Source organism: Klebsiella sp. M041, assembly GCF_059759695.1.
In genome coordinates, this window is the sequence record NZ_JCAXWU010000007.1 from 214,708 (window position 1) to 236,272 (window position 21,565).

General features: G+C 58.4%; 16 protein-coding genes. 3 read left to right on the forward strand and 13 right to left on the reverse strand.

What is annotated here, in order from left to right; translation table 11 throughout:
• Positions 1-105: 105 nt before the first annotated feature.
• Positions 106-471, forward strand: a complete 366-nt coding sequence (gene queD / locus AC6CWS_RS11525) for a 6-carboxytetrahydropterin synthase QueD (RefSeq protein ID WP_074442587.1) — start codon at positions 106-108, stop codon at positions 469-471.
• 40 nt (positions 472-511) lie between these two features.
• On the opposite strand, the gene queE is transcribed toward queD, so the two are convergent.
• Positions 512-1,183, reverse strand: coding sequence for a 7-carboxy-7-deazaguanine synthase QueE (gene queE, locus AC6CWS_RS11530; RefSeq protein WP_023290825.1), 672 nt, complete (start codon positions 1,181-1,183; stop codon positions 512-514).
• A 478-nt stretch (positions 1,184-1,661) separates the two neighbouring features.
• Between queE and AC6CWS_RS11535 the strand changes: the two genes are divergently transcribed.
• The gene (locus AC6CWS_RS11535) at positions 1,662-2,771 is read left to right on the forward strand and encodes an SDR family oxidoreductase (protein ID WP_023290826.1); all 1,110 of its coding nucleotides are present in this window, start codon (positions 1,662-1,664) and stop codon (positions 2,769-2,771) included.
• Between the two features lie 63 nt (positions 2,772-2,834).
• Here AC6CWS_RS11535 and eno read toward each other — a convergent pair whose 3' ends face one another.
• The 5 genes from eno to rlmD all read right to left on the reverse strand — a co-directional run bounded on the left by eno (position 2,835) and on the right by rlmD (position 10,699).
• Complete coding sequence (eno, locus tag AC6CWS_RS11540) at positions 2,835-4,133, reverse strand: phosphopyruvate hydratase (RefSeq protein ID WP_002915213.1); 1,299 nt, start codon at positions 4,131-4,133, stop codon at positions 2,835-2,837.
• A gap of 81 nt (positions 4,134-4,214) precedes the next feature.
• The gene (gene pyrG / locus AC6CWS_RS11545) at positions 4,215-5,852 is read right to left on the reverse strand and encodes a glutamine hydrolyzing CTP synthase (protein WP_023290827.1); all 1,638 of its coding nucleotides are present in this window, start codon (positions 5,850-5,852) and stop codon (positions 4,215-4,217) included.
• A gap of 280 nt (positions 5,853-6,132) precedes the next feature.
• The gene (mazG, locus tag AC6CWS_RS11550) at positions 6,133-6,924 is read right to left on the reverse strand and encodes a nucleoside triphosphate pyrophosphohydrolase (protein WP_032453910.1); all 792 of its coding nucleotides are present in this window, start codon (positions 6,922-6,924) and stop codon (positions 6,133-6,135) included.
• A gap of 111 nt (positions 6,925-7,035) precedes the next feature.
• Positions 7,036-9,273, reverse strand: coding sequence for a GTP diphosphokinase (relA, locus tag AC6CWS_RS11555; RefSeq protein ID WP_023290829.1), 2,238 nt, complete (start codon positions 9,271-9,273; stop codon positions 7,036-7,038).
• Positions 9,274-9,394: 121 nt separating this feature from the next.
• Entirely contained in the window at positions 9,395-10,699 is a 1,305-nt protein-coding gene (gene rlmD / locus AC6CWS_RS11560; protein WP_065882013.1) for a 23S rRNA (uracil(1939)-C(5))-methyltransferase RlmD, read from the reverse strand.
• Between the two features lie 112 nt (positions 10,700-10,811).
• Here rlmD and barA point away from each other — a divergent pair, with 112 nt between their 5' ends.
• On the forward strand, positions 10,812-13,562 hold the full coding sequence (gene barA / locus AC6CWS_RS11565) for a two-component sensor histidine kinase BarA (protein WP_065882018.1): 2,751 nt from the start codon (positions 10,812-10,814) through the stop codon (positions 13,560-13,562).
• Positions 13,563-13,892: 330 nt separating this feature from the next.
• Here the strand turns inward: barA and AC6CWS_RS11570 are convergent, their stop codons facing one another.
• The 7 genes from AC6CWS_RS11570 to AC6CWS_RS11600 form a co-directional block, all read right to left on the reverse strand.
• On the reverse strand, positions 13,893-15,032 hold the full coding sequence (locus AC6CWS_RS11570; protein ID WP_065882019.1) for a glycerate kinase: 1,140 nt from the start codon (positions 15,030-15,032) through the stop codon (positions 13,893-13,895).
• A gap of 72 nt (positions 15,033-15,104) precedes the next feature.
• Positions 15,105-16,445, reverse strand: coding sequence for a glucarate dehydratase (gene gudD / locus AC6CWS_RS11575; protein WP_004205567.1), 1,341 nt, complete (start codon positions 16,443-16,445; stop codon positions 15,105-15,107).
• Between the two features lie 18 nt (positions 16,446-16,463).
• Positions 16,464-17,804, reverse strand: a complete 1,341-nt coding sequence (locus AC6CWS_RS11580) for an enolase C-terminal domain-like protein (protein ID WP_023290834.1) — start codon at positions 17,802-17,804, stop codon at positions 16,464-16,466.
• A 2-nt stretch (positions 17,805-17,806) separates the two neighbouring features.
• Complete coding sequence (locus AC6CWS_RS11585; RefSeq protein ID WP_044524535.1) at positions 17,807-19,159, reverse strand: MFS transporter; 1,353 nt, start codon at positions 19,157-19,159, stop codon at positions 17,807-17,809.
• A gap of 470 nt (positions 19,160-19,629) precedes the next feature.
• Positions 19,630-20,073, reverse strand: a complete 444-nt coding sequence (locus AC6CWS_RS11590; protein WP_004205560.1) for a flavodoxin — start codon at positions 20,071-20,073, stop codon at positions 19,630-19,632.
• A 4-nt stretch (positions 20,074-20,077) separates the two neighbouring features.
• Positions 20,078-20,872, reverse strand: a complete 795-nt coding sequence (gene truC, locus AC6CWS_RS11595) for a tRNA pseudouridine(65) synthase TruC (protein WP_065882020.1) — start codon at positions 20,870-20,872, stop codon at positions 20,078-20,080.
• Entirely contained in the window at positions 20,872-21,201 is a 330-nt protein-coding gene (locus AC6CWS_RS11600; protein ID WP_023290837.1) for a YqcC family protein, read from the reverse strand. Before AC6CWS_RS11600 ends, truC begins: the two co-directional genes overlap by 1 nt.
• Positions 21,202-21,565 lie beyond the last annotated feature (364 nt).

The window sequence follows — 21,565 nt, forward strand, 5'->3', positions numbered from 1 at the left end:
ACCCAGATAAATGTGTCGATTTTCTGTTCAGGGCCGTTTTAGTTAATGCGAAAAAATGTACTTTCCGGTACCCTACGGCGGTTTTTTTCGTCCTGTTGAGAGTCAATGATGTCCACCACGCTGTTTAAAGATTTCACCTTCGAAGCCGCCCACCACCTGCCGCACGTCCCGGAAGGACACAAATGCGGTCGCCTGCATGGCCACTCCTTTATGGTGCGTCTGGAGATAACCGGTGAAGTCGATCCCCATACCGGGTGGATCATGGATTTTGCCGAGCTGAAGGCTGCCTTCAAGCCGACCTACAATCGCCTGGACCACTATTATCTGAACAATATCCCCGGTCTGGAAAACCCTACCAGCGAAGTGCTGGCCAAATGGATCTGGGATGAGATGAAACCGCGGGTACCGCTGCTGAGCGCGGTGATGGTGAAAGAGACCTGCACCGCCGGCTGCGTCTATCGCGGCGAGTAAGCGAAAAAAAGCCCGGTCAGTACGCTGCCGGGCTTTTTTATCAGGCGATATTCAGATATTTATGCGTCTGCATGGACAGGCGCCAGTTACGGGCGATGCAGGTGTCGATACACAGGCGCGTCGCGTCTTCTTTCTGGCTGATTGGCTGCAGGGCGATGATCCGCGGTTTGTCATCGCTCAGCGTTTCCAGCAGCTCGTCCAGCGCTTCGATGTCGCGGACGCGCCCTACCGGATGTTTGATCTCATCCGCCCGCTGCAGGGCCTGAGACAGCACGTCATACCCGCCGCGCATATTCACCTTCGGCGATACCGTCACCCAGGTATGAGGCGTACAGCGAACTTCGTGAGTGCCGCTGGTTTCAATCTGGCAGCTAAAGCCGTTTTGCTCCAGCAGCGAGGTTAACGGCGTTAAATCATGAATGCAGGGCTCACCGCCGGTAATGACCACGTGGCGGGCAGTCCACCCCTGACGACCGATAATCGCCAGCAGATCTTCACTGCTTGCCGGCCCCCACTTATCGCTCTCTTTGGTTTTCGCCAGGATGCTGAACAACGACACTTCCCGATCGGCCAGTTTGTCCCAGGTATGCTTGGTGTCACACCACGCGCATCCTACCGGGCATCCCTGCAGACGAATAAAAATGGCAGGCACGCCGGTGAAGTAACCCTCGCCTTGCAGGGTCTGGAACATCTCGTTAATCGGGTACTGCATAGTCATCTCTGTTTAGGGTGATAAACGCTTATTATCGCAGATTTCACTGTCCAGGTCTTGTCCTGCGCTGCGATCGTTTTTTCCCTCACGGCGTCGCTTACTCTCCCCGGAGGTTATTCATTGTTAATTAGAAGCATGCCTCTGTTTTCGTTTATTTCATTAGTGTGGTAAGGATTAAAATAAACGGCGCGCCATGCCACCGTAAAGAAAGATGTAACAGAAGATGTTTTTCGCGTTATAAACCAGAATATATTAAATGTCAGTATAAACACAAAAATACCTTTAAATACAGCAGTGTACAAACTGATACATGAAAGAGTGAATTATTTATCTGGTCTGAGAGTCGAATCCAATCCACCGCCGAAAATAAGCTTAAGCCCCTCTTAATAAAGTCCTGTTGCCCGCCATTTTTTATTTAATCGTCGTTTACTTTGTCCCTCCTAGAATCCCGCAGACCAACCATAATGAGATAGCGTTTATGACCACATTATTCATTACCGGCGTCACCGGTTTTCTGGGCGGCGCGGCGTTAGAGAAAATACTCCATCAGGATAGCCAGTTAGATCTGCTGCTGCTGGTGCGTGCCGACAGTCCCGACGCAGGCCTGGAGCGGGTCAAGGAGAACATGCGTAAGTTCAACATCGCCGAGGAGAAACTGGCGATGCTGCGCCCGCAGCAGATCCTGCTGGGCGATCTCGCCTCTCCGGAGCATTTTCTTAACGACCCGCGGCTTGAGCAAGTCACCCATGTCCTCAACTGCGCCGCTGTCGCCTCGTTTGGCAGCAACCCGCTCATCTGGAAGGTTAACGTTGCGGGTACGCTGCGTCTGGCGCAACGGATGGCGCAGGTGGCGGGTCTGCAGCGTTTTCTGCACGTCGGCACCGCAATGTCCTGCTCACCGGAGCCGGATTCGCTGGTCGCCGAGAGCGCGGAGTTTCGGCAGCGCGCCGAGCATCTGGTGGAATATACCCACTCGAAATCGGCCATCGAGCAACTGATGCAGCAGCACTGCCCTACGCTACCGCTGGTCATTGCCCGCCCTTCTATTGTGGTGGGCCATACCCATCATGGCTGCCGGCCTTCCAGCAGTATTTTCTGGGTGTTCAGCATGGGGCTGATGCTGCAGAAATTTATGTGCGCGATGGAGGATCGGATCGATGTTATTCCGGTGGACTACTGCGCCGATGCCCTGCTGATGCTGCTTAACCAGCCGCTGGCCCGCGGCGAGGTGGTGCATATCTCTGCCGGCGAGGAGAACAGCGTGAAGTTTGCCGAAATCGACCGGGCGATGGCCCTGGCGCTGGAGCAGGCGCCGGTGGGAGACAAGTACGCCCAGGTGAGCTATGAAACGCTGGTCAAAATGCGTCGCGAACTGAAAGGAATTTTTGGGCCATGCAATGAGCGACTGATGCTGAAAGCGATGCGTTTATATGGCGCGTTCGCCACGCTGAACGTGCGCTTTAGCAACGACAAGCTGCTGAGCATGGGGATGCCAAAACCGCCGCGCTTTACCGATTACATCGACCGCTGCGTGGAAACCACTCGCGGGCTGTCGATCCCTCAGCAAATGGCCGTCGACTTTAAATAATAGCCGCAGGCATAAAAAAAATGCCAGCCCGAAGGCTGGCATGGTTATTTCACAAAGACAGGATTAAGCCTGGCCTTTGATCTCTTTACGACCGTTGAACGGCGCTTGCTCACCCAGCGCTTCTTCGATACGAATCAGCTGGTTGTATTTAGCAACGCGGTCAGAACGGCTCATAGAACCAGTTTTGATCTGGCCTGCAGCGGTACCCACAGCCAGGTCGGCAATGGTCGCGTCTTCAGTTTCGCCAGAACGGTGAGAGATGACAGCGGTGTAGCCAGCGTCTTTCGCCATCTTGATAGCCGCCAGAGTTTCGGTCAGAGAACCGATCTGGTTGAATTTGATCAGGATGGAGTTAGCGATGCCTTTTTCGATGCCTTCTTTCAGGATCTTGGTGTTGGTTACGAACAGGTCGTCACCAACCAGCTGGATTTTGTCGCCCAGTACTTTGGTCTGGTAAGCGAAACCTTCCCAGTCAGATTCGTCCAGGCCATCTTCGATGGAGACGATCGGGTACTGTTTGGTCAGCTCTTCCAGGAAGTGAGTGAACTCTTCAGAGGTGAACGCTTTGTTGCCTTCGCCGGCCAGAACGTATTTACCGTCTTTGTAGAATTCAGACGCTGCGCAGTCCATCGCCAGGGTGATGTCTTTGCCCAGCTCGTAGCCTGCAGCTTTAACCGCTTCAGCGATAACAGCCAGCGCTTCGGCGTTGGAACCCAGGTTCGGCGCGTAGCCGCCTTCGTCACCAACGGCAGTGTTCATGCCTTTGGACTTCAGCACTTTCGCCAGGTGATGGAACACTTCAGAACCCATGCGTACTGCTTCTTTCAGGGTCGGCGCGCCAACCGGCTGAATCATGAATTCCTGGATGTCGACGTTGTTGTCAGCGTGCTCACCGCCGTTGATGATGTTCATCATCGGAACCGGCATGGAGTATTTGCCCGGAGTGCCGTTCAGTTCAGCGATGTGCGCGTACAGCGGCAGGCCTTTGGAGGCAGCTGCTGCTTTGGCGTTCGCCAGAGAAACGGCCAGGATTGCGTTCGCACCGAAGTTAGATTTGTTTTCAGTACCGTCCAGGTCGATCATGATCTTGTCGATGCCAGCCTGATCTTTGGCATCTTTGCCCAGGATTGCCTGAGCGATCGGGCCGTTTACCGCAGCAACAGCTTTGGTTACGCCTTTACCCAGGAAACGGGATTTGTCGCCATCGCGCAGTTCCAGCGCTTCGCGGGAACCAGTAGAAGCACCTGACGGAGCAGCTGCCATACCGACGAAACCACCTTCCAGGTGTACTTCGGCTTCAACAGTCGGGTTACCACGGGAGTCGATGATTTCACGACCGATGACTTTAACGATTTTGGACATTAGGTTTTCCTCAGTACAAGTTAAACTAAAACTCCAGACAAACAATGCACCCGGATGGGTGCATTGCCGTTCTAACTCTTTTTACTTCGCCTGGCGTTTCTGGTACTCGCTGGCGGCTTTCACAAAGCCGGCAAACAGCGGGTGTCCATCACGCGGCGTCGAAGTAAACTCCGGGTGGAACTGGCAGGCCACAAACCACGGATGGTTCGGCACTTCGATGATCTCGACCAACTGATCATCCCCGGAACGGCCCGCAACGCGCAGACCGGCAGCTTCAATCGGTTTCAACAACATGTTGTTGACTTCGTAGCGGTGACGATGGCGCTCGGTGATGGTCGGCTCGCCGTACAGCTGGCGTACCAGAGAATCATCATCCAGCTGGCACTGCTGCGCGCCCAGGCGCATGGTGCCGCCCAGATCGCTCTTCTCGGAGCGGACTTCGACGTTGCCATCTTCGTCACGCCATTCGGTAATCAGGGCCACAACCGGGTATTTACAGTCTGGCACAAATTCCGTCGAGTTGGCGTTTTCCATACCCGCTACGTTGCGCGCGAACTCAATCAGCGCAACCTGCATACCCAGGCAAATGCCCAGATAAGGAATATTGTTCTCACGCGCATAGCGCGCGGTGGCGATCTTACCTTCCACACCACGGTAGCCGAAGCCGCCCGGGATAAGGATAGCATCTAAATCCTTGAGGATTTCGACGCCGCGCGTTTCCACATCCTGCGAATCGATCAGCTTGATGTTGACGGTAACGCGGTTTTTCAGACCACCGTGTTTCAGCGCTTCAATCACCGACTTGTAGGCGTCCGGCAGTTCAATGTACTTACCGACCATACCGATGGTGACTTCGCCTGCCGGATTGGCTTCTTCATAGATTACCTGTTCCCATTCGGCCAGGTTTGCTTCCGGACAAGTTAAGCTGAATCGTTTACAAATATAATCGTCCAGCCCCTGAGATTTCAACAGGCCTGGAATTTTATAAATGGAATCGACGTCTTTCAGAGAAATAACAGCCTTTTCCGGAACGTTACAGAACAAAGCAATTTTCGCCCGTTCGTTGGCCGGAACAGCGCGATCGGAGCGGCAGATCAGGATGTCAGGCTGAATACCGATGGAGAGCAGCTCTTTCACGGAGTGCTGAGTCGGTTTGGTTTTGACTTCGCCCGCGGCGGCCATGTACGGCACCAGAGTCAGGTGCATAAACAGGGTATGCTCGCGGCCAATCTCTACCGCCATCTGACGAATGGCTTCGAGGAACGGCAGGGATTCGATATCGCCGACGGTACCGCCAATCTCCACCAGCACCACGTCATGGCCTTCGCCGCCCGCCAGCACACGCTCTTTGATAGCGTTGGTGATGTGCGGAATAACCTGAACGGTCGCGCCCAGGTAGTCGCCACGGCGCTCTTTGCGCAGCACGTCAGAGTAGATACGGCCGGTGGTGAAGTTGTTGCGGCGAGTCATCTTGGTACGGATGAAACGCTCGTAGTGGCCCAGGTCCAGATCGGTTTCTGCGCCGTCTTCAGTAACGAACACTTCCCCATGCTGGATTGGGCTCATGGTGCCCGGATCGACGTTGATATACGGATCCAGTTTCATGATGGTCACGTTGAGACCACGGGCTTCAAGAATGGCTGCCAGGGAGGCTGCGGCAATGCCTTTACCCAGAGAGGATACGACCCCGCCGGTCACAAAAATATAGTTCGTTGTCATGCTGAACCTGAGAAGTTAGGGTAAAACGATGGAATAACCAGGACGGGAAAGTAGTATACCCGAACATGCGTGACGCCACAAACTTTCATTCTTCCCCTCCCCTTCGTTCTTCAAGTTGCACCTGTGTTGCGACCCGAACAACTCGAAGAGGCAGGCTACATGGTGTTTCAACGACATAACGGAAAGAGAAAATAGACGCTTTTGGCGAAATGTTTTTGACGTAAATCAAGCGCTTGTTATTTATAAAATCACACAAATCGCGCTTGATCACGAAAACTCGTTAGAGATCAGTTTCCTGGCGTTTTACCTGTTGCCATACTTCTTCCATGGTATCGAGGTCGACGCCGGTCATTTCCAGGCCGCGGGCAGCGACAATGCGCTCGACTTCGCGGAAGCGGCGCTCGAATTTGAGGTTCGCCTTCTGCAGCGCCACCTCGGCTTTGACCCCTAAATGGCGGGATAAATTCACCGTGGCGAACAGCAGATCGCCCACTTCCTCTTCCAGTTTCGCTTCATCCACCACCGCCTGCTGCGCTTCATGCATCACTTCATCAATTTCTTCGTGCACCTTGTCGAGCACCGGGCCCAGCGAGGTCCAGTCAAAACCGACCGCCGAGCAGCGACGCTGGATTTTATGTGCGCGCATCAGCGCCGGCAGGCTATGCGGAATGTCGTCCAGCGCCGAGTGCTGGGCTTTTTCCGCCCGCTCCGCGCTTTTGATCTGCTCCCAGCGGGCCAGGACTTCGCTGCTGTTTCCCGCGGTGGCATCAGCGAAGATATGGGGATGGCGGCGCTCCAGCTTGTCGCTGATGGCGGCGCAGATATCGTCAAAGTTAAAACGTCCCTCTTCCTGCGCCATCTGCGCATAGAACACCACCTGGAACAGCAGATCGCCCAGCTCACCGCGCAGGTCGTCAAAATCCTCTCGCGAAATGGCGTCCAGCACTTCATAGGTTTCTTCGAGGGTATAGGGGGCGATGGTGGCAAAGGTCTGCTCTTTATCCCACGGGCAGCCGTTTTCCGGGTCGCGCAGGCGGCGCATGATGCCGAGCAAGCGGTCGATTTGGGTCATGTGACAATCCTGGAAATGTAAAAAATAGTCGGCCGGATAAGGCGTTTCGACCTTATCCGACGTGGCGAAATTGCCGGATGGCGGCTTCGCCTTATCCGGCCTGGAGACGAATTAACCGCCGTGCAGACGGCGCGCGTCAATGACATCAGGCACCTGGTTCAGCTTACCGAGCACCCGGCCCAGCACCTGCAGGTTGTAAATCTCGATGGTCATATCGATGGTGGCCAGCTGCTGACGGGTATCGCTGCGGCTGGCAACGCCCAGCACGTTCACCTTCTCATTGGCGAGGATGGTGGTGATATCGCGCAGTAACCCGCTGCGATCGTTCGCCTCCACCCTGACCACCAGCGAATATCCGGCCGAGTAGCTTTCGCCCCATACCGCATCGACGATGCGCTCCGGGGCATGCGACTGCAGTTCAGCGAGCTGATCGCAGTCGGCGCGATGCACGGAAATCCCGCGCCCCTGGGTGATAAAGCCGACGATCTCATCGCCCGGGATCGGCTGGCAGCAGCGGGCAATATGGTGCATCAGATTGCCAACCCCTTCCACCACCACCCGGCCATTGTCCTTGGTGCGGTTCTGCGGAGCATAGGTTTTCTGCTGCAACTGCTTCAGCGCTGCCGCATCCTGCTCGGCGGCGCTCGGTTTATTGAACTGCGCCTGCAGGAAGTTGACCATCTGGTTGAGACGGATATCGCCGCCGCCGATGGCCGCCAGCAGTTCATCGAGCTCGTTGAAGTTGTAGCGCGGCAGCAGGTGCTTTTCCGCATCCTTCAGGCTGATGCCCAGATGCTCCAGCTCGTCGTCAAGGATCTGTCGGCCGGCAAGAATGTTCTTGTCGCGGTCCTGCTTACGGAACCAGGCGTGAATTTTGGAGCGTCCGCGGCTGGTGGTGACATAGCCGAGGTTAGGGTTGAGCCAGTCGCGGCTCGGGTTCGGCTGCTTCTGGGTAATGATTTCGATCTGATCGCCCATCTGCAGCTGATAGGTGAACGGCACGATGCGGCCGCCAATTTTGGCGCCGATGCAGCGATGACCGACGTCGCTGTGGATATGGTAGGCAAAATCGAGCGGCGTCGACCCCGCCGGCAGGTCCACCACGTCGCCTTTCGGCGTAAAGACATACACCCGGTCGTCAAAGACCTGGCTGCGCACTTCGTCGAGCATTTCGCCGGAGTCGGCCATCTCTTCCTGCCAGGCAATCAGCTTGCGCAGCCAGGCGATACGGTCCTCATAGCCGCGGCCGCCGCTGGTCCCCGCTCCCGCGCCCTCTTTGTACTTCCAGTGCGCGGCCACGCCCAGCTCGGCGTCTTCATGCATCTGCCGGGTGCGGATTTGAATCTCCACGGTCTTGCCGCTCGGCCCCAGCACCACGGTATGGATAGACTGGTAGCCGTTGGGTTTCGGGTTGGCCACATAGTCATCGAACTCATCCGGCAGGTGACGGTAGTGGGTATGAACGATCCCCAGCGCGGCATAACAATCCTGCAACCGCTCGGCCACGATGCGCACCGCGCGTACGTCAAACAGCTCGTCAAAGGCGAGGTGTTTTTTCTGCATTTTGCGCCAGATGCTGTAGATATGCTTCGGCCGACCATAGACCTCGGCCTTGACCCCTTCGGCTTTCATTTCTGCCCGCAGGTGGCCGACGAACTCGTCGATATAATGCTCGCGGTCGATACGGCGTTCGTGGAGCAGTTTGGCAATGCGCTTGTACTCTGCCGGGTGCAGGTAGCGGAAGCAGTAATCTTCCAGCTCCCACTTCAGCTGGCCGATACCTAAGCGGTTAGCCAGGGGAGCATAGATATTGGTGCACTCTTTCGCCGCCAGCACCCGCTCATCTTCCGGCGCGTCCTTGACCTCGCGCAGATGCGCGATACGTTCGGCAAGCTTGATAACCACGCAGCGGAAATCGTCAACCATCGCCAGCAGCATGCGGCGAATGTTATCCACCTGCTCGGAAGATACCGAGTCGGTATGAGTGGCTTTCAGCTGACGGATGGCGGCCATGTCCCGTACCCCGTGAATCAGGGTCACGACCGATTTACCCACGCTCTCCTGCATGACCTCTTCGCTGACGACTTCGCCATCGGCCAGCGGGAACAGCAGCGCCGCGCGCAGGGTATCGATATCCATACTCAGGGTGGACAGGATCTCCACCATTTCGACGCCCCGCCACAGCAGCAGGTCCGCCAGCGGGTGTCCTTGCGTTTTTTCGCGACAATAATCCCAGGTTTCGGCTAAGCGCTCACACGACTGCTGGCTGGAAATCCCCAGACTCGCGATCCATTTCTTCGGGTCAAATTCACCAGCTTTATTAAGATGTGCACTTCTTACCGCAACCATTGTCCTCTCCTTAAGGGACCGGCCTGCCGAAGTCGGCAAGCCTCAACTTTCTACATGTCATCCTGCAGGTCGCGTCAGCATTGATGGCCGGGGCGGCTCTTCTGCGACGTTGTGAATGACCTTATGTAAGCCTGCGCTCAAACAACACTATTGATTCCAGATGACCGGTATGCGGGAACATATCCAGCATCGCCAGGCGTTGAATCTGATATCCAGCCTGCAACAGGGTTTCGCTGTCTCGCGCCAGCGTCGCCGGGTTGCAGGAAACATACACCACCCGCCGCGGCGCCAGTTTTATAATATGCGGCATCACGCCCGGCGCGCCGGCGCGGGCCGGGTCCAGCAGCACTTTATCAAAGCCATGCTTCGCCCAGGCCTGGCGGGTGACATCCTCTTCCAGATTTTCATGGAAGAAGGTGACATTTGATAAACCATTGAGGGCGGCATTTTCCCGCCCCTTCTCCACCAGCGCCGGCACCCCTTCCACCCCAACCACGTGGGCGGCGCGAGTCGCCAGCGGCAGGGTAAAATTGCCCATCCCGCAGAACAGATCCAGCACCCGGTCCTCCGGCTGCAGATCCAGCCACGCCAGCGCGGTACGCACCATCTGCTGATTCACGCCGTCGTTGACCTGGATAAAATCCCGCGGACTGAACACTAAGCGTAATCCGTCTGAGGTATACCATGGCGCTTCGCCGTGAATATGTTCCAGTATCTCGCTTTGCGGCGCGAGGTACAGGGAAAGACCGTGAGTTTGCGAAAAACGTTCCAGTTTTTCCCGGTCAGCCGCCGGCAGCGCAGCGGTATGGCGCAGCACCATCAGTGGGCCGTTGTCCGCCAGCACCAGCTCGACGTGGCCAAGATGGCGTAATGCGCTCAGCGCGCTTAAGCACTCGCGCACGGCGGGCAGCAGCGCCTCAAGCTGGGGCACCAAAACAGGGCACTGCACCACATCGACGATCGCTTTATCGCTGGCCTGACGAAAACCCATCTGCAATTGTTGGGTCTTTGGCTGATAATTCAAGCTTAAGCGCGCGCGCCGGCGATAGCCCCACGGCTCGCCGGCGATGATCTCATCCACCTCGCGCTTCATCAGGCGCGCCAGCGCGGCGCGTTTACTTTGCTGCTGAAGCGTGATGCTGGCATGCTGCTGTTGGCAGCCGCCGCAAACGCCAAAATGGGGGCAGCGCGGCGCCTGGCGCTGCGGGCTGTCGGTCAGACGGCGTTTCACCTGGGCGCGGGCGTACTGCTTTTTGTCTTCCACCAGCACCACCTCTGCCTGCTCCTGCGGCAGCACGCCGCCGACGAACAGCGCTTTCCCCTGGTGGCGGGCCACGCCCTGGCCAAAGGGATCGAGGTCGTTGACTGTAACGGTTATGATCTGGCGCGTCGTCACACGCCGTTTTGCAGAGTAGAATTGCGCCATCGTAGAGAGTTGTCTCAATCAAATAAAACGAGCTCGTTCAGAGCGGCAGCGCCGCGAGGCGCACCGACGCGCACCGAACGATGATGTCTATATTCTCCCATAATGGAACCACATGACCAACTACAGCCTGCGTGCTCGCATGATGATTCTGATTCTGGCGCCAACCGTCCTGATAGGGCTGTTGCTCAGTGTTTTCTTTGTCGCTCACCGTTATAACGACCTGCAACGTCAGCTGGAAGACGCCGGCACCAGCATTATTGAGCCGCTGGCGGTCTCCAGCGAATATGGCATGAATCTGCAAAACCGCGAATCTATCGGCCAGTTGATCAGCGTTCTGCATCGTCGCCACTCGGAGATCGTGCGGGCCATCTCGGTGTACGATTCGCATAACCGCTTGTTTGTCACCTCCAATTACCAGCTCAACCCCAGCGACCTGCAGATCCCGAAGGGCGAAGCGTTTCCCCGTCGTCTCAGCGTCATCCGCGACGGCGACATGATGATCCTGCGCACGCCGATCGTCTCGGAAAGTTATTCGCCGGATGAATCCCCTGAATCCGATGCCAAAATGCCGGGCAATATGCTGGGCTACGTCGCGCTGGAGCTGGATCTGAAATCGGTGCGCCTCCAGCAGTACAAAGAGATTTTTATCTCCAGCGTGATGATGCTGTTCTGCATCGGCATCGCGCTGATCTTCGGCTGGCGCCTGATGCGCGACGTCACCGGCCCTATCCGCAATATGGTCAACACCGTCGACCGCATCCGCCGCGGACAGCTGGACAGCCGCGTCGAGGGCTTTATGCTCGGCGAACTGGATATGCTGAAAAACGGCATTAACTCGATGGCCATGTCGCTGGCGGCGTACCATGAGGAGATGCAGCACAACGTCGACCAGGCGACCTCCGATCTGCGGGAAACCCTTGAGCAGATGGAGATTCAGAACGTCGAGCTGGACCTGGCGAAAAAGCGCGCCCAGGAGGCGGCGCGCATTAAGTCTGAATTCCTGGCCAATATGTCCCACGAACTGCGCACCCCGCTCAATGGGGTGATCGGCTTTACTCGTCTGACGTTGAAAACCGATCTCAACGCCACGCAGCGCGACCACCTGACCACCATCGAACGCTCGGCCAATAATCTGTTGGCGATCATCAACGACGTGCTCGACTTTTCCAAGCTGGAAGCCGGGAAGCTGATCCTGGAGAGCATTCCGTTCCTGCTGCGCACCTCGCTTGATGAGGTGGTCACCCTGCTGGCGCATTCCGCGCACGATAAAGGGCTCGAGCTGACGCTGAACATTAAGAACAACGTGCCGGATAACGTCATCGGCGACCCGCTGCGTCTGCAGCAGATTGTGACCAACCTCGTAGGCAACGCCATCAAATTTACCGAGCACGGTAATATCGATGTGCTGGTGGAGCAGCGGGCCATCAGTAATTCGCGGGTGCAGATCGAAATTCAGATCCACGATACCGGCATCGGCATCCCCGAGCGCGACCAGTCCCGGCTGTTCCAGGCCTTCCGTCAGGCCGATGCCAGTATTTCACGCCGCCACGGCGGCACCGGGCTCGGGCTGGTGATCACCCAGCGTCTGGTTAAGGAGATGGGCGGCGATATCTCGTTCCACAGTCAGCCAAACCGCGGCTCCACCTTCTGGTTCCATATCAGCCTCGATCTCAACCCGAACGCCATTCCGGATACGCTGAATACCGACGGGCTGGCGGGCAAGCGTCTGGCCTATGTGGAAGCCAACGCGACGGCGGCGCAGTGCACGCTGGAGATGCTGGCCGCCACGCCGCTGGAGGTGATTTACAGCCCCACCTTCTCTTCGCTGGCGGAAGCCCAGTACGACATTCTGCTGGTCGGTATTCCGGTCTCAATGCGCGATTTGTCGCCGCACCGGGAAAAATTAGCCAAAGCCTGCGCGATGTCAGATAACGTACTGCTGGCTCTGCCATGTCATGCCCAGGTCAGCGCCGAAGCCCTGAAGCGCGATGGCATCGCCGCCTGCCTGTTGAAACCGCTCACCACCACCCGTCTGCTGCCGGCGCTGGTGGCCACCCATCATGCGACGGCCTCCGCGCCGTTGACCCAGGCCGACAGCCATAAGCTGCCGATGACCGTGATGGCCGTCGACGACAACCCGGCAAATCTGAAGCTCATTGGCGCCCTGCTGGATGACCTTGTGCAGCAGGTGATCCTCTGCGACAGCGGCCAGCAGGCGGTGGACAAGGCCAAGCAACTGCAGATGGATCTGATCCTGATGGATATTCAGATGCCGGATATGGACGGCATCCGCGCCTGTGAGCTTATCCATCATTTGCCGCATCACCAGCAAACGCCGGTTATCGCCGTCACCGCGCACGCCCTGGAGGGCCAGCGCGAGAAGCTACTGAGCGCCGGCATGAACGACTATCTGGCGAAGCCGATCGAAGAAGAGAAACTGCACGCCCTGCTGCTGCGCTATCAGCCTGGCGTACACAGCATCGCCCCGGCGGCGATACCGCCCGCAGAGCCGGTCATCGACCATAACCAGACGCTCGACTGGCAGCTGGCGCTGCGTCAGGCGGCGATGAAGCCAGATCTGGCGAGGGAGATGCTGCAGATGCTGATCGCTTTTATGCCGGAGGTGCGTAACAAAGTGGAAGAGCAACTGGTCGGCGAGCAGCCGGAAGGGCTGGTGGATCTGATCCACAAACTGCACGGCAGCTGCAGCTACAGCGGCGTGCCGCGGCTGAAAAAGCTCTGCCACACTCTGGAGAGCCAGCTGCGCGCAGGCACCGCCGCCGAGGATCTGGAGCCGGAGCTGCTTGAGCTGTTGGATGAGATGGATAACGTGGCGCGCGAAGCCTGCCGGATGGGGGGCTAAAACCACAGGGCTTCCCGGCCTGCACCCGGCTCGCCAGGCATCGCGCCGCCGGGCAAGGAGAGCGGGCACGGAGCCGCTTTTGTGCCGGGCGGCGGCGACGCCTTGCCCGGCCTACGGTTCCTTCACCCGGCTCGCCAGGCATCGCGCCGCCGGGTAAGGAGAGCGGGCACGGAGCCGCTTTTATGCCGGGCGGCGGCGACGCCTTGCCCGGCCTACGGTCCGTGCAGCCTGCCGTTAATTTACCCGCTTGCGCTGCGGAAACTGCCGGTGCTGGCGACTTCAACATCGCTTAGACATTCCCGGGAGGCCGCGCCAGCCGGGATACCTCCATTACAGCTTACCGCCCATCTGCAAAACCGCGGCGACGTTTCGCGCCGTCATCCGCAGGTTGGCGGCGGCATTGGCCAGCGCTTCATCCAGCGTGCAGATGGTGTACAACACGCTGAATACCGCATCCAGCCCGTGCTGATGCACGACGCCGACATCGGCGGTAAGGCTGCCGGCAATCCCGATCACCGGTATGTTAAATCGCTTCGCCACCCGGGCCACTCCCACCGGCACCTTGCCGTGGATAGTCTGACTGTCGATACGTCCTTCGCCGGTGATCACTAAATCAGCATCCGCCACCCGCTCCGCCAGCTGCAGCGCATCGGTGACAATCTCAATGCCCGGGCGCAGTTGAGCGCCACAAAACGCATACAGCGCCGCGCCCATCCCGCCCGCCGCGCCGCCGCCTTCCAGGCTCAGCACGTCGCAATCTAAATCACGGGCGATGATCCGGGCATAGTGCCGCAGGCCGCTGTCAAGCCGGTCGATCATCTGCGCCGTCGCCCCTTTTTGTGGGCCGAATACCGCGCTGGCGCCCTGCGGGCCGGTCAACGGGTTGGTGACATCGCAGGCCACGTCAATCCTACAATCTGCCAGCCGTGGATCAAGCTCGCTAAGATCGATGCGCACCAGCGTCTCCAGCGCACCGCCACCTGGCGCGATTTGCTGACCGTCGACGGTCAGCAATTTCGCCCCCAGCGCCTGCGCCATGCCGGCGCCGCCGTCATTGGTCGCGCTGCCGCCAATGCCAATAATGATCTGCCGCACGCCAGCGTCCAGCGCATGGCGAATCAGCTCCCCGGTGCCCCAGGAGGTGGTCAGCAGCGGGTTACGCTGCGCCGGGGGAACGCTTTCCAGCCCGCTGGCCGCCGCCATTTCGATAAAGGCGCACTGGCGATCGCCGGACAGCCCATAAAATGCCTCTACCGGCTCCCCCAGCGGCCCGGTCACCGTCAGCGGCACCTGATGCCCGCCGGTCGCCGCCACCATGGCTTCCACCGTCCCTTCCCCACCGTCGGCAACCGGCAGCCTGACATATTCCGCGTCAGGATAAATCTCGCGAAAGCCTTGCTCTATCGCACTGGCTACTTCCAGCGCGGTCAGGCTCTCCTTCCAGGAATCCGGTGCGATCACTATTTTCATCTGCAGTCCTTACTTTGAGCTAACCCCTGTCGCTATCGCGCAATGCCGGCCCCCGCAGAGGCCGGCGGCCTTTTAGCGCACCATGCATGGACGCTTGTTATCAAAGGTCCAGCCCGGGATCAGGTACTGCATCGCCATCGCATCGTCGCGGGCGCCAAGGCCATGTTTCTTATATAGCTCATTTGCCTGCATGACGCGGTCCATATCCAGCTCAACCCCCAGACCCGGCGTGCTCGGCACCTGCACCATTCCGCCTTTAATTTCAAACGGTTGTTTGGTCAGACGCTGGTTGCCCTCCTGCCAGATCCAGTGGGTATCGATAGCGGTGATCTTGCCCGGCGCCGCAGCCGCGACGTGAGTGAACATCGCCAGCGACACGTCGAAGTGGTTATTGGAGTGGGAACCCCAGGTCAGGCCGAACTCATGACACATCTGCGCCACGCGAACCGACCCCTGCATGGTCCAGAAGTGCGGGTCCGCCAGTGGGATATCCACCGACTGCAGGGAGAGCGTATGGCCCATCTGCCGCCAGTCGGTGGCGATCATATTGGTGGCGGTCGGCAGGCCCGTCGCGCGACGGAACTCCGCCATCACTTCGCGGCCGGAGAAGCCCTGCTCAGCGCCGCACGGATCCTCAGCATAGGCCAGCACTCCCTTCAGCTGCTTGCCAATCTGAATGGCTTCTTCAAGCAGCCAGGCTCCGTTTGGATCGAGGGTCACGCGGGCATTCGGGAAGCGCTTCGCCAGGGCGCTGATCGCTTCAGCTTCTTCAAAACCGGCCAGTACGCCGCCCTTCAGCTTAAAGTCATTGAAACCATATTTTTCATAGGCCGCTTCCGCAAGGCGGACCACCGCATCTGGCGTCATTGCCTCTTCATGGCGCAGGCGATACCACTCGCACTGTTCATCCGGCTGGCTCTGATAGGCCAGCGGCGTGGCGTGGCGGTTACCGATAAAGAACAGGTAGCCCAGCATTTCAACTTCGCTGCGCTGTTGCCCATCGCCGAGCAGCGAGGCGACGTTGACCCCAAGGTGCTGGCCCAGCAGGTCCAGCAGCGCCGCTTCGATCCCGGTCACCACGTGGATGGTGGTGCGCAGGTCAAAGGTCTGCAGGCCGCGGCCGCCGGCGTCACGGTCGGCGAACTGATTGCGCACCGCGCCGAGCACGTTTTTATACTCGCCCAGCGTTTTGCCCACCACCAGCGGAATGGCATCCTCCAGAGTCTGGCGAATTTTTTCGCCCCCCGGAATTTCACCGACGCCGGTATGGCCGGCGTTATCTTTAATAATCACGATATTGCGGGTGAAGTACGGGGCGTGGGCCCCGCTCAGATTCATCAGCATACTGTCATGGCCGGCAACCGGGATCACCTGCATGGTGGTGACAACGGGCGTGGAAGAGAAAGTCGTCATAGCATCATCCTTTTGTAATTAGTGGCGGCCGAAAACAGGACGTTTGCGGTCGAATGTCCAGCCGGGGATCAGGTACTGCATCGGGCCCGCGTCGTTGCGCGCGCCGCCCGGCAGCGCTTTATAAGCCTCATGGGCTCTGCGCACCTGCTCCCAGTCAAGTTCCACGCCGAGTCCCGGCGCGTCTGGCACGGCAATCTTGCCGTTAATAATCTGCAGCGGATTTTTGGTCAGGCGCGCGTCGCCTTCCTGCCAGATCCAGTGGGTGTCGATGGCGGTGGGATGACCCGGCGCGGCGGCGCCGACGTGGGTAAACATCGCCAGGGAAATATCAAAATGGTTGTTGGAATGGCAGCCCCAGGTAAGCCCCCAGTCGTCGCACAGCTGCGCCACTCGTACCGCGCCGGAGAGCGTCCAGAAGTGCGGGTCCGCCAGCGGAATATCGACGGCGTTGAGCATCACCGCATGACCCATCTCGCGCCAGTTGGTGGCGATCATATTGGTGGCGACCGGCAGACCGGTGGCGCGGCGGAACTCGGCCATCACCTCCCGGCCGGAGAAGCCCTGCTCGGCGCCGCACGGATCTTCGGCGTAGGTCAGAACATCCTGCAGCCCTTTGCACAGGGCGATCGCCTCATCCAGCAGCCAGGCGCCGTTAGGATCGACGGTGATGCGCGCGTCCGGAAAGCGCTTTTTCAGCGCCCGGGCGGTGTCAATTTCCTGCTCGCCGGGCAGCACGCCGCCCTTCAGCTTAAAGTCTTTGAAACCGTAGCGATCCTGAGCGGCTTCCGCCAGGCGCACCACCGCTTCGCTGCTCAGCGCCTGCTGGTGGCGCAGGCGATACCATTCGTGATCGCCCGGCGTATGGTCCAGATAACCCAGGTCGGTTTTCTGCCGATCGCCGATATAGAACAGGTAGCCCAGCACGGTGACGGCATCACGCTGCTTACCCGGGCCCAGCAGCTCGCAGACCGGCACATTGAGCACCTTGCCGAGCAGGTCGAGCAGCGCGGCCTCCAGCGCCGCTACCGCGTTGACTTTCAGTTCGAAGGTCCACGCCCCTTTGCCAAAGGTGTCGAAATCCGCTGCCTGATTGCCTTTATGCACCTGCTGCACCACGCGATTGAGACGGGCGACCTCCTGACCTACCACCTGCGGGATCGCCGCCAGCAGCGTCTGGTAGATGACCTCTCCGCCAGGGGCTTCTCCCACGCCGGTGTTGCCGGCGTTATCGGTCAATACCACGATATTGCGGGTAAACCAGGCGTTATGCGCCCCACCGATGTTCAGCAGCATGCTGTCGTGTCCGGCCACCGGAATGACCTTCATCTCTGTAATAATCGGGCTGGATTGAGTAGTCATGATTAACGCCCCACCACAGGTTTCAGTTCGATGCGTTTGATGTCGCCCACCAGCACCAGGTAGCTCAGCACCGCCACCAGGGCATGGATACCTACGTAAACCAGCGCCCCGTTGAACGAGCCGGTGGTGCCGACGATATAGCCGATAGCGATCGGGGTGACGATACCGGAGATATTGCCAAACATGTTGAACAGGCCGCCTGAAAGACCGCTAATCTCTTTTGGCGCGGTATCCGCCATCACCGCCCAGCCAAGCGCGCCGATCCCTTTGCCGAAGAAGGCCATCGCCATAAAGCCAATCACCATCCACTCCACGTTGACATAGTTACACATCAGCATGGTCATGGAGAGCAGCATCCCCAGCACAATCGGCGTTTTGCGGGCAATGTTCAGCGAGCCGGTGCGACGCATTAACCAGTCAGAGATCACCCCGCCCAGCACCCCGCCGACGAAGCCGCACACCGCCGGAATGGAGGCGACAAACCCCGCTTTAAGGATCGACATGCCGCGCGCCTGCACCAGGTAAACCGGGAACCAGGTGATAAAGAAGTAGGTCAGGGCGTTAATGCAGTACTGACCGATATAGATGCCGATCATCATCCGCGATCCGATCAGCTGCTTGATCTGCCCCATTTTGACGCTGAACGGCACCTTCTGCGCGCTGCTCTTTTGATCCATGTTGATCAGGGCGCCGCCTTCGGCGATATATTCCAGTTCCTTCTTGTTTACCCCCGGATGGTTGTTCGGATCGTGGATCACTTTCAGCCAGACAAAGCTAATCACAATCCCCAGGCCGCCCATAAAGAAGAAGACGTGCGACCAGCCCACCTCATGCGTCAGCCAGCCCATGATCGGCGCGAAGATAACGGTGGCAAAGTACTGGGCGGAGTTAAAGATCGCCACCGCCGTGCCGCGCTCCTGCGCCGGGAACCAGGCGGCCACGATACGGCTGTTACCCGGGAATGACGGCGATTCGGCCAGGCCAACGAGGAAGCGCAGGGTAAACAGCGCGACGATAATGCCAAAGCCGCTGAAGATGTCGACGAAGCCCTGCAGCAGGGTAAACATCGACCAGATGAAGATCGACCAGAAATAGACGCGCTTCGAACCGAAGCGGTCGAGCAGCCAGCCGCCCGGGATCTGGCCGATGACATAAGCCCATGAGAACGCGGAGAAGACATACCCCATTCCCACCGGATCCAGGCCGATATCTTTGGCCATTTCCGAACCGGCGATCGACAGCGTCGCCCGGTCGCCATAGTTAAAAGAGGTGACGATAAACAGCATCACCACTATCCAGTAGCGGGCGTTGGTGCGCTTTTCAGCCGCCGTCGCCGCCTGACTTAATGAACTCATTGTTGTACTCCTGAATCATAGCGTTTAGCTACGTTCATTCTGAACAGCACAACCTGTAGGGTAATCAGAATGACGTGGTCGTGTTTTGATAGTTGTCGTTATATCTGGCACTGCATTTATCACTGGCTGGAGCAGTATATGAAGAGGCACACCGCGGCTCACCGTGCATATACACAGCTTTTACGCCGCTATTGCAGGTGGTTTATGGCGTATGCCTGAAAGAATGGGGGGAAGTTCACGGAAATGAAAAACCAGCGCCGCGGGTGGTCAAAAGCGCAGCAATAAGAGCCGGAGTGTGAAATACCTCTCTTGACCCGGTGAAACCGGCTGGCTTAACCCATGATATTGCTAAGGATATTGTGCATTTGCCTGAAGGCGTGCCGCCCGGAAAGGGATACACTTTTGCTGTCCGCGTATCTGGCCGCGACATCTTGAAAGGGCGCCCTCTGCGTAGGGAGAGGGCAGCGCTTTTATTCCAGCAGGGTAGCCCACTGCTCAACCCATGGATTAGAGACGCTCTCCGGCTCCGGATCTTCGCTGGCGTCAATCTTCAGCATCTCGCCGATGCGCTTCGCGCCCTGCTCCTGCAGCAGTTGATCGAACTTCAGGCCTCCGCCGCAAAAGTTGGCGTAGGTGCTGTCGCCCAGCGCGATAATGCCGTAGCGCAGGTGAGGCTGATACATATCTTTGATGCCCTCATACAGCGGGACGATGCTGTCCGGCAGATCGCCCTGCCCGGTGGTGGAGGTGACCACCAGCACATACTTACCCGTGTAGGATTCCCAGTCGTTGACCTGCGGATCCTCATATACGGTAGCCTTGTGTCCCAGTCCGCTGAGGATCGCTTCCGCTTCTTCCGCGACCAGCAGCGAGTTGCCGTACATGGTGCCGACAAAAATTCCGACTTCCGCCATGCTATTATCTCCCTGGATTGACCTTATTCTCTTCATCCTGACCGCAGTCGTCGGCAAACTCAACCCTTTCATTTAGCGGGAGAAGCCCGCGCCAGCCAAACTGCGACAGCGCACGCATCCAGACGTCGTCAAAACCGGCGCGCAGGGTCAGCGGCTCACCGGTAAAGGGATGGATTAACGACAGTTCGCTGGCGTGCAGCATCAGGCGGTGACAGCCGAAATGCTCCGCGGCGCTGCGGTTTTGCCGCAGATCGCCGTGCTTGCTGTCGCCGAGGATCGGATGACGCAGGTGGGCCAGATGGCGGCGCAGCTGATGCTTGCGGCCGGTTTTCGGCTCCAGTTCCACCAGCCCGTAGCGGGTGGTGGGATAACGCCCGGTCGCCACCGGCATCTCCACCGTCGCCAGACCACGGTAATGGGTCACCGCCGGCTGCGGCCCTTTGTCTTCGCGGGCGAACTTATCGGCGATTTTATCCAGCTCTTCCACCAGCGGATAATCGAGCAGCGCCTCTTCCATCAGCCAGCCGCGGACGATCGCATGGTAGCGCTTCTGGATCTGATGCTGCTCGAACTGCTGCGCCAGCAGGCGCCCCGCCTCGCTTGACAGCCCCATGAGCAGGACGCCGGAGGTGGGCCGGTCGAGGCGATGAGCGGTAAAAACGTGCTGGCCGATCTGGTCGCGCACGGTCTGCATCACCACCACTTTCTCATCGCGATCGAGCCAGCTGCGATGCACCAGCCAGCCCGACGGTTTGTTGACCGCCACCAGCCAGTCGTCCTGGTAGATTATCTCCAGCATCAGGCCTGCTCACCGGCAAACAGCGCGTCCAGCAGCAGCAGCTCCGCCAGCATGGATTCGCGAACCGGGTGGGCTTGATCCAGCGCCATTTCGTAATACGGCGTAACGGCGAAATTTTGCGGCAGCGGCTGGCCGCTCTCCAGCAGTTGATGCATACGCGGGATCAGGACCCACTGCAGCCACTCCAGCGGCTCCAGGGTATCCAGGCAAAACGGCTTATCGCTGGCGAAGGCGCTGCTGTCCGGCGCCGTCTCCTGCCAGTGCTCTGTTTCGCGCAGCAGGGCTTCAATGGCGCGCAGGCGATCGCGCACGCTATCGTCAAGAGTCATGGGGGAAACCTCGATGAGTTAAAAACCGGGCGCAGGATAGCAAATCCGCAGGAGAAATAAAAAAAGGGAGCACTGTATAAACAGTGCTCCCGGTTCGTTTTGCAGCATTCCCGCTACATTGGTGCTCCCTGCTCGTCCTTGAAAACTTTTCCTGAGGTCTCCTGACCATGTTCATCCATAAACTCGTGCATCCTGCTTTCACACCACCCCGATGCGAAATGACTTATCCTTAAGTTTGTCCCGATCTTCCAGATCCACCGTTCATCCTGAGCGGCTCTCATTCTCCATCCTGGAGGTGTCCATTACGCGATCCTGCGTTATCCTTGCTTCATCCTGAAGCCTGTCCTTGCAACGCCATCCTGGC